Genomic DNA, 10,580 nt, shown 5'->3' on the forward strand with positions numbered 1-10,580 from the left:
ATTTACCCGCAAGATTAGGGTAATTAACGAAAAGGTATTAATACGATGAATTTATCTTCTACAGTAAAGAATGACGATATTTTACTAAAGCTTTGTCATTCTGTTTCTCATGTTCTTTCTAGTACAAGTGCTAGCCATATTAGCCATGCTGGGATGGTTCAAAGTATTTCTCGTACTCGCTTGAAACCTGATTTGGCGTGTTTTTCTATTTTCGATGGCGGCTTTTCAGGTTTAGTTGTGATCAACTTTTCTGCCACCGCAGCAATTGAAATTTATCGTCGTTATATGCTCAACATGGGCATGCCAGAAACTGAATTAGCTTTTTCACATACTTCTGATGATGTCAGTAATGTGATGGGCGAATTAATGAACCAAATTTTGGGCGACTTTATTGGCAAAATTTCAAAAGAATTACAAACGTCAATTAGCCAGAGCCAGCCAAAAATGTTGGTTATTAATAAAGAGTTGACGATTTCAATTGATACTAACCTTGATAACGCTGTCGCAAGACGAGTGACTTTTAAAACCGAAAATAATCATATTTTTTATCTTGAATTTGCTATGGATAAAACAGAATTCATTCGTTCTGCCGATTTTGAAATGGACGAAGAGTTTGATCTTGATTCATTAATTGAAACTCACGGACAAAAACAGCAAGCTCAATCAGAAGCCTCAAAATATGTACTTGATCCTAATGTAAAAGGCATTGTTGTTGATGATGCTGATGATTTACTCAGTGAGCTTGGGTTATAAGCACACAGAGTTAATGAAAAAGGCCAGTTAATTCATTTAGATTGGCTTTTGTTTAGTAATGCGTATCACTTATACAAGGCTAACCATCAAAAATGGCATCTAAAGCGACTTCTATTGATATAGCTTACCGCGCAGGCGTGTCGCAATCGACCGTATCACGTGCGTTGAGAAACAGTCCATTGGTTAATCTAGAAACGCGTCAGCGTATTCAAGCTATTGCCAAAGAGCTTAATTATAAAGTTGATAAAAATGCCAGCAATTTACGGACACAAAACAGTCATACATTAGCTTTACTGATCTGTGAAGATCCTACCAATGACGACTCAATGATTAACCCTTTTTTTCTATCGATGCTAGGCTCCATTACGCGTGCTACTGCACGACAAGGCTATGATTTACTGGTCTCATTTCAGCAGCTTTCAAGTGATTGGCATGCAGATTACGAGGATAGTAACAAAGCCGATGGTATCATTTTATTAGGCTATGGCGATTATATGGATTACGCCCACAAGCTGGATAAATTGATAGAGAAAGAAACCCATTTCGTTATTTGGGGGGCAGAGCATAACAACAAATCTGTGTTGTCGATTGGCTGTGATAACCATCAGGGTGGAGTCATTGCCACTGAGCATTTACTCGGATTAGGCCGTAAACACATCGCATTTTTAGGTGATTCGTCCAGTCGCAGCCCTGAGTTTCGCGATCGATATTTAGGTCACCTTGATGCCTTAAAAGCGGCTGGAATTTTAATCGATAAACAGCTCCAGCATGATGCGATTAATACTGAAGGTTCTGGTTATGATGCCACCAACCAGTTATTAGACAGCGGTATAGTATTTGATGCCATTTTTACTGCCAGCGATCTTATTGCTATAGGTGCCATTCGGGCGCTGAAAAAGCGCGGAGTTTCCGTTCCAGAGCAAGTTGCTGTAGTCGGATATGACGATATCCCAGTGGCGAGTTTTGCTAATCCGGCGTTGTCCACGATTAAGCAAGATACCCAGTTTGCGGGTGAAATTCTTGTTGAAAGTGTATTGAAATTAATCCGGGGTCAAGAGGTCAGTCAGCGGTTAATCAAAACAAATTTAGTGGTGCGTAGTTCTTGCGGTGCCAATGTAGAAGACAACTAGTTTACCTATTACCCAGTAGTTATAAATGTAATCGAATGGGGTTTTAGATGATTGCTATTGATATTAATTTTTTGCTGTTAAAAGGATAAGTCGATTTATGGCAGGAGCCAGTCTATTAACCCTATTAGATGATATTGCCACCATTTTGGATGATGTGGCGGCAATGAGTAAAGTTGCTGCACGTAAAACCGCGGGGGTTCTAGGGGATGATTTAGCGTTAAATGCGCAGCAAGTATCTGGTGTCGCCTCTGAACGAGAACTGCCGGTGGTGTTCGCTGTGGCTATGGGCTCGTTGCGTAACAAAGTCATTTTAGTGCCTTTAGCAATGCTGATCAGTGCCTTTATTCCTTGGGCTATTACGCCGTTATTGATGTGTGGCGGTTTATTTTTATGCTACGAAGGCTTTGAAAAAGTTTACCATTCAATGACCCATAAGCAGACTCATTTGGTCGATGACGATACTGTCGTCGCGAAAGCACAAGCAGACATCGATGATTTAGGCGCCTATGAAAAACAAAAAATTAAAGGTGCCATTCGTACCGATTTTGTTTTATCTGCTGAAATTATCGCAATTAGCTTAGGCGTCGCAGCTCATATGGACTTAATGGCGCAATTTTTAACCTTATCGGTTATTGCTATTGTGATGACATTTGGGGTGTACGGCTTAGTGGCTGGTATTGTCAAAATAGACGATCTCGGTTTATATCTTGCTAGGCGTAAGCCAAGTGGAGTGGGGCATAAATTGGGATTAACTCTCGTGTCTGCCGCCCCTTATTTAATGAAAACTCTCACTTTTGTCGGCACTATTGCCATGTTTATGGTCGGTGGCGGTATCTTAACCCATGGTATTCATTTGGTATTTGAATGGATTGAGCATGCACAAGCCGTGGTGACTCAAATCAATGTTGTGGGTGGCTTTCTAGGATTGCTTACACCCAGTATACTCAATGCATTATTTGGCGTGGTTGCTGGTGGCGTTGTACTTTTAGCCATCAAAGGTGTGAGTAAGATAATGCCCGCTAAAAGCTAGTTTAATAGTGATAAAGCCGGCTGCAAATACTAAAAGAGCATAGTCAATGACTATGCTCTTTTTTGATCAGTGATACTAACCTCTGTTAGTGAATCACTTGAGATTAAACGGCTAAGTTGTCACTCTCACCAAGGTTTGGTTCCGCTTTTGGATTCGGGCCATATTCGTTGTCATCTTTACTGTTAAAGCACATCACGACGAGGAGAATTAATGCACCTAACAGCGGGATAAACATTAATAGTAACCACCAACCAGAATGGTCAGTATCGTGAAGACGACGGACACTCACTGCGATGCTTGGAATGACGATGGCGAGTGAATAAATAGAACTCAATAATCCAGCACCATAAAGTTCACTGTATAAGCCTACACCCATATCCAATAAGGTCAGTACAATACTAATGATCATGCTGAACAGTGCAAACATCCAGTATTCTTTACGACGTGCTCGGCCGCTAAAATCGAAATACTGTTTTAAAACCTTTAAATACCAATCCATTCGTTATTCCTTAACGTTAATGTTTTTTAATCTAGTGCATTTGTAACAAGATAGCCTTGAATTAACAAGATTTTATTTCCAAATCTATACAAAAAATAAAGCCGTTGTAAACGACAACGGCTTTATTAATCGTAAAATGGCGATGGTGTTTATCGAGCTAATTGCTGCTTAACTACTGGGTAAAAGTCCCATACTTGTTCGTCGGTCATTGAGCGAACCAGTTTAATGTACTCAGCATGAGTCCATGCCAGTGGTGTCGCAGAGTTAGTACCTTGACCCATTTTGTAGTCATAACGAGTAGCATTACCAACACCATCCCAAGCTTGTTCTGGCAACATAAGCCCTTGGTTGGCAAAAGTTTCCATGCCTTGAACATACGTATTAATTAGTGCTTGCTTGGTGTCAGCCGATAAAGTGCCATTTGCCTTTGCTAACGCTAATTCATAATGGCCACGCTCGCCAGTAAAGAATGGCCAAACTCGGCCACGTTGATCTTCGGTATTGCCTTTTTCGGCATAGCTAAGGCCAGTGACAGTATCTTCACCATAACCATCGTTACCATAACGACGATAGCCAGGGATTGTGCTGCCATCTTTAGCACTAAATTCATACTTAACTCGCAGATTGTCTGCAAGACTTTGATCATCAATCAGCATCACGCTGTTTTTAATTACTGGATCTTGTGCATCGACTACGCCATAGCGAACTAATTCTAAAAAACCACCGTCTAAAATCATCCGCTGATCTAGCCCTGGTTTTCCATTGTTATCCAGTAGTTTATCTGTAGTGTTCGGATTACCATTTGGGCTAATACGCACATAGTAAGGGGCTGATGAAGTATCGTTTGTTTGTTTACCAAGCGAGCCTGTTGTCGTCACCATAGTGCTTTCGAGCTGACGTTGTAATTTACGTGCTAAATCGGTATACACAGATGCTTGTTCATCTTTTACCAGTATAGCGATGTCACTGGCGGCAACTAAACCGGCAATGATAGCCGCAGTTGTTGATGGTGAAAATCCTGCTTGTTCTTCCCAACGTTCTTGTTGAGTGCTTGGCGGATTGATTGCAGTGTCATTCCAGCCCAGTTTTACCTTGCCACCGTTTACTAAAAAATCCGCCGCAGGTTTAAGCATGTCTTGATACCACTGACTGATCTCAGCATCGTTTAGTATGCCAGCTTGCCATAATTTCCAACCAAGCATGATAGGCATGGCAGTTTGATCCAGTTGTACGCCAACCCACTCAATTTCACCATCAACATGGGTTTTTTGTAAAAACCACCCTGGGGTACCAATAAAGCCAGGTGTTTGTTGCTGAACCTGTACCTGTTTTAAATATTCAAATGCCACTTTTGGGGTTTGGGTATCGCCCATGGCTAAAAACGCCATCGCACATTGGTAAAAATCACGTGGCCATACGGCTTTATAACCTGTACTGCCAACCGTTGCTGAAACCGTATCGCCCCAAGGGTTAGACAGGGAGGCAATCAGGGCACCCGCATGGGTTTTATCTTCTTGTGCTTTTAACACTAATGCACTGGCATAAAGAAGTTTGCCGTTATCTGTGGTGTTTGCGCTCATATTATTTAATGGCGCAAGTGACGCTAAATAGTCTTTCCAACCAAGATGGGTTTCGTCACCTAAATAAGCTTGTTTAACTGCATCGTAACCAGAATTTAATGTTGCTTGAGCGGTGGCTAAGCTGCTGGCTTTGTCTTGTCCAAAACCGATGACCAAATTAAAGCTTAGGCTGTCGTTTGCTTCCGTCAGGGTAGGGTATTGCGCAGTTAGTGCGACGTTACCGCCTTGATTAGTATCACTGGTTGTGCGGTAGTGCCAATCCAATGTTCCATTATCTTGCAAATCAACTAGGCCATCAGATGTGCCAACAAAGCCAGCACTGGCAGCAACAAAGTCAACATCGGTTTTAATTGTCATTACGGTTGAATTAGCATCGCTGGTGTGCGCAACGAGTGTTTGCCCTTCAACGCTGGTAATGTCATTCGCGCCGCTGTTATCGATATGTGGATTAACATAAAGATGTGGGGTTATGCCTGCTTCAAATGCGGTAAAAGTAACTTTCATCATTAAGCTATTTCTATCGGGATCGGTAAAAATATGCTTTTCGATTTGGTATTTACCTTGAATATCTTTATTGATAATTTTATAAGCCAAAGATAAAGGGCGGCCCGTTTCATCTGTGTCTAAATATTCAATAGTGCTAATGGTGTGGTCTTTTTCTGTATCAACAAAGCCATTACCGGTAATAATAAATTGCAGTTCTTTAAGCTGAGCGTTATGAATTAGGCCAAACATGGTTTCGGTTAACACACCTTGTGCAATCGAAAACCACACCTTACTGACAGCATTTGTCGCTTGGTCCTGGTATTGGCCATTTACATAGGGCTCATAGGATGTACCTATACCGGTTTTACCTGAAAAAGCCCAAGTGGGTTCGACACCTGGCGCACCAGGAGCAAGCTTAACGACTTCAGTGGTTGTTTCGGTTGATGCATCACTTTGATCCTCAGCAGGAGAGCATGCGCTTAACGATAAACCGAGAAAGCTAGCAGTTATCGCAGCCGCTATGGTGCTGCGATGGGTGAGAAAAGGCTTTATCATGGAATTCCCCAAAATAGTCTTAAGCAAAATTAACGTGAGTCGCTACCTGTGACAAAGACAGATAATCGTAAGAGAGTTATTTTTCTTGTTTAACGAATAACACTGCAATACCCGAAATCATCATAGATACGCCGCCTAAAATCAGTGCATAAATTGGTTCGCCATCAAAAAACGTCTTGAGTAGTAAACCTAAAATACTGGCTGCAAGTAGCTGTGGGATAACAATGAAAAAGTTAAATATGCCTAAATACACTCCCATTTTTTGAGGAGGAAGTGCGGCCGATAACATGGCGTAAGGAACTGATAGGATAGATGCCCAAGCAAAACCAACACCAATCATGGGGATCCACAATTGAGTGGGATCTTGAATAAACATAAAGCTAATTAGTCCAAGTCCACCTAAAAACATATTGATGGTGTGGGTTAATCTAATGCCAACCGCTTTGGCTAAAAATGGAATAATAATCGCGGCAATGGCGGCAAAGCCATTATAAGAAGCAAACAACATACCGACCCAATCCGCACCGTCGTTATAGGCTTGGCTGAGCACATCTGAGGTATGGTAATGATGTGACGTTACGGCAGCAGTGGTATAAATCCACATGGCAAATAAGGCGAACCAGGCGAAAAACTGCACCACAGCAAGTTGTCGCATGGCTTTGGGCATATGAAATAAGTCATCGACCACATTAAATAACATGCCAAAACTTTCACGTTGTTGGGTTGACACGGGAGCGTTTGTTGTCGTTTTCGCTAATTTACGCGCACAAAATAGTTGTAATGGGCCAAAGACAAATATACCTAAACTTAATATGTACAATTGTTTATCAAGGTCTTGGATCATAATGGCTGCAGTAAACAATGCGCCAATGACTATCCAAATAATCGCGCCAGTTTGATATTGACCGCTGGTGCGAGTATTCGCACGGGTTGCCTCATTGTCTGTGGTGTCATGTTGGTGAAACGCTGCCAGTTGTTCCGGAGAATATTCCTTGGTCGAAATAATGGTCCAGCCAACCGCGATAAATAAAATGGCCCCACCAAAATAAAATGAATAACGCACCGAGTCGGCTATTTCACCAGCAGGGGCAGTATTAGCCACATCAAACACATTGGTTAACATGTATGGCATGGCTGAAGCGACCACTGCGCCAATGCCGATAAAGAAACTTTGCATGGCGTACCCTTGGGTACGTTGGCTTTTAGGCAAATTATCACCAACAAAAGCGCGAAAGGGCTCCATGGCGATATTGATTGAGGCGTCCATGATCCACAGCATGCCCGCAGCAATCCATAATGTCGGCGAGTGCGGCATTATAAACAGTGACAAGGTAGTAAGAACGGCACCAATTAAAAAATACGGGCGACGGCGACCAAGGCTATTCCAAGTGTTGTCGCTTAAGTAGCCAATGATGGGCTGGACAATTAGGCCTGTAAGTGGGGCGGCAATCCACAGAATGGGAATGTCGTCGATAGACGCGCCTAAGGTTTGAAAAATACGACTGACATTGGCATTTTGTAGGGCAAAACCAAATTGGATCCCCAAAAAGCCAAAACACATGTTGAAAATTTGCCAAAAATTTAGCTGCGGTTGTTGGGTGACGTTTTTATGATTATGGCCAGACATGTGACATCCTTTTTGGTAAGTCGTTGTGCTTACTTCTTTTAATTCTAATCTTAATCTTATTTGTTGTTAGTCTTACTGGTTTTTGGCTACCTTTTTAGCCCAAGGGGGTTACCGCTAGTTTGTTGCTGAACGCGATGAAGATCCCGTTATTAATAGCTAAAAAAATAGCGAATACGCATCTCCCTAAGACGGGTATTCGCCAAGACCCACGCTTTATTCTTTGTCGACTTCTATTAAATCAGCAATTAATAAAGATAATGAAGGTACTTTAAAGCTGATGCTCTCTATGGACCAAGATACATCAGAAACGACCTAACCCATTTCATCCTGCAATCACAGACGAAATAGCTTGGTTTATAGTATCCCTGAGCGAGAGAATGGTACAACTGAATACATACGTATTCATGCCATTCAAGTAACCTGATACAAACACAGATGCAACATTCGTTTTAACACATCACAGTGCCTTAAAACGAATGGCAGTACCGCCGCTGGCTGCTAATGATAAATCGAGAGTATCTTTTGCAGTGACGGTTTTAGTTTCAATCACATAATCATAAGGGTTGGTTAACCAATCAGCTTTGCTACCGTCACGATATATTTGCGCTTCATAACGTTTACCTGTAGTTAAAAAGTCTAGCTTTAAGCTTAATTTACGGGGTTGTTCATCAGTTAACGCGCCTAAATACCAATCTTCAGCGCCGCGTTGTTTGCGTGTAAAAGCTACGTAATCGCCAACTTCTCCGGCAAGGGCGATACTGTTACTCCAGTCAGTCGGCACATCTTGAATAAATTGAAATGCATCTAAGCGTTGTACATAGTTACGGGGTAAATCTGCCGCCATTTGGATCGGGCTATACAGCACAACGTACAAAGCCAATTGTTTTGTTAATGTGGTTTTAACTCGATTAACTGCATCTAAACCCTCAGGGGCTAAATTAAAAATCCCCGGGGTGAAGTCCATTGGACCGGCTAGCATACGAGTATAAGGTAATATTGCCGTATGCTCAGGCGTATTGGGTGGATTACCCCATGCATTAAACTCTTGCCCACGAGCACCTTCGCGGGCGATCCAGTTTGGATAAGTACGGCGCAGGCCGGTATCTTTAATGGGTTCATGGGTGTTGATGCTAATACCACGCTTAGCCGCTTCGGTCACACTGTGCAAATATTCATTAACCATAAATTGGCCGTCGTGCCATTCGTGTCGCACAATGCCGTTTTCGTCAACCCGCTTAATATCGCCACCATCGGCCACATAACCAGTTTTTACTTGTGTCACGCCATGCTTTTGATACAAATCATAAGCATCACTCATTTGCTTACGGTAATTGGTTACCGAGCCAGAGGTTTCATGATGACCAATTAAGCGAACATGTTTACTTTGACCGTATTCAGTAATCGCATCCATATCAAAATCTGGGTACGCTTTAGTAAAACTAAACACGTCGCCATTATCGAACCAACTGCCATCCCAGCCTTCATTCCAACCTTCAACCAATACCCCATCAAAACCATATTGGGCGGCAAAGTCCATATAACGCTTGGTTTCGCTGGTGGTGGCGCCATGCTTAGGGCCGCTTCCCCAGGTGTTTTCATTTAAATGCATTCCCCACCAAATTCCGACGTATTTACCCGGTTGCACCCAAGACACATCGCCAAGCTTGTTAGGCTCGTTAAGGTTTAGAATTAAATCAGAATTTAATAAACCAGGGGCATCTTTAGCAATTTGAATGGTTCGCCAAGGTGTAGAAAATCCCGGTTGGGTTTTAACTCGTATTCCGTCTGACCACGGGGTTAAATCGGCACGTAAAATACCATCTCTACCTTGGTTTAACACCATGGCTGCATAGTCGGTTAGGGCCGCTTCATGAATACTTAAATGCAAGCCATCTGCCGTTCGAAACGTCATGGGCGTATGAGCTCTATCGATTTTATCAAGCGAGGTAGTACGGTATAAATATTCGTATCGGTTCCAACCACGTCCAGGGATCCACCAGGCGGTCGTGTGCTGCGGGTCAGGTATCGCAAATTCGGTTAATTCGTCAGTAATATCCAGCTTAGGCGTGTTAGCAAGCCCTGCTTGTTTTGGTACTAAGTAGCGAAAACCAATCCCGTCATTAAAGGCTTTAAATTCAATATCGAAATCTACCTGGCCATTACTGAGGGTCGCTACGATGCGATTGTAATGATCACGCACGTTTTCACGTTCACCCCAAGGTTGCTGCCAAGTTTGATCAACGCTGTTGTTGGTTACATTTTTTATGTTGAAATCCAGCCCTAATTCACCTAATTGCTGGAATACCAGACCTAGTTTGCTTGGGTTAACTACGGTTTTACCGTTAAATTGAACTTGGTATTCAGGACGACCATTGTCATCAGTCAAACTGATGGCAATGTGTTTATCTGGAGAGGTCACATTAACCGTTTTAGCTTGCACCATGCTAGGCATTGCCATTGCTGCCAGTGCCAGAGCACATGAAAAACTAATTATGTTGGGAGTAAAGCTTATATGAGTTGTTGAGGCAGTTGAGTCTGATGAGTTAGCGTACGTCATACGAAGTCCTTGTTTATTATTTTATTTATTCAGCAATCAATATATGACGTTTTTAGATTTTGCAGCAAAGATCTGCATACGTATTCAGGATGTCCGCTCGCAAAAGATAATCGTTTATTAGCTAACTCATTTTCGGATAAAAAGCGTTAATGTATTACCACTTGGTCGATGGCGCTGATAACTCAAAGTGATAAAGCCGCGTATGGAATCCTCAAAGGACTGTGCTGTTTCAGCTTTGGGCTGGTATTTTAATACAAGGTTAAAGGTTGAGCGGTAATGATCAATACGCTCGGCATTAAATTAAAAAGTGCGCAATAAAGCAGCTTTAAAGCAGCATCAGTGGCTTGATATCATGCCAGTAGG

7 protein-coding genes are annotated in these 10,580 nt (G+C 42.3%); 3 read left to right on the top strand and 4 right to left on the bottom strand.

The annotated features are described in order from the left end of the window. Window positions 1-45: 45 nt before the first annotated feature. The 3 genes from H5185_RS18740 (at window position 46) to H5185_RS18750 (ending at window position 2,913) form a co-directional block, all read left to right on the top strand. Complete coding sequence (locus H5185_RS18740) at window positions 46-753, top strand: DUF3334 family protein (RefSeq protein WP_124015932.1); 708 nt, start codon at window positions 46-48, stop codon at window positions 751-753. Between the two features lie 92 nt (window positions 754-845). Next, entirely contained in the window at window positions 846-1,883 is a 1,038-nt protein-coding gene (locus H5185_RS18745) for a LacI family DNA-binding transcriptional regulator (protein WP_182742847.1), read from the top strand. Window positions 1,884-1,980: 97 nt separating this feature from the next. Beyond that, window positions 1,981-2,913, top strand: a complete 933-nt coding sequence (locus H5185_RS18750) for a DUF808 domain-containing protein (protein ID WP_182742848.1) — start codon at window positions 1,981-1,983, stop codon at window positions 2,911-2,913. Window positions 2,914-3,016: 103 nt separating this feature from the next. On the opposite strand, the gene H5185_RS18755 is transcribed toward H5185_RS18750, so the two are convergent. From H5185_RS18755 to H5185_RS18770, 4 genes are all read right to left on the bottom strand, one after another. Continuing rightward, window positions 3,017-3,412, bottom strand: coding sequence for a DUF805 domain-containing protein (locus H5185_RS18755; RefSeq protein ID WP_182742849.1), 396 nt, complete (start codon window positions 3,410-3,412; stop codon window positions 3,017-3,019). Between the two features lie 149 nt (window positions 3,413-3,561). Continuing rightward, window positions 3,562-6,033, bottom strand: coding sequence for a glucan 1,4-alpha-glucosidase (locus H5185_RS18760; protein WP_182742850.1), 2,472 nt, complete (start codon window positions 6,031-6,033; stop codon window positions 3,562-3,564). A 76-nt stretch (window positions 6,034-6,109) separates the two neighbouring features. Continuing rightward, entirely contained in the window at window positions 6,110-7,660 is a 1,551-nt protein-coding gene (locus H5185_RS18765; RefSeq protein WP_124015937.1) for an MFS transporter, read from the bottom strand. Window positions 7,661-8,117: 457 nt separating this feature from the next. Continuing rightward, the gene (locus H5185_RS18770; RefSeq protein ID WP_259396257.1) at window positions 8,118-10,118 is read right to left on the bottom strand and encodes a glycoside hydrolase family 97 protein; all 2,001 of its coding nucleotides are present in this window, start codon (window positions 10,116-10,118) and stop codon (window positions 8,118-8,120) included. Window positions 10,119-10,580 lie beyond the last annotated feature (462 nt).

The organism is Shewanella sp. SG44-6, from assembly GCF_014164185.1.
Taxonomy (GTDB): domain Bacteria; phylum Pseudomonadota; class Gammaproteobacteria; order Enterobacterales; family Shewanellaceae; genus Shewanella; species Shewanella vesiculosa.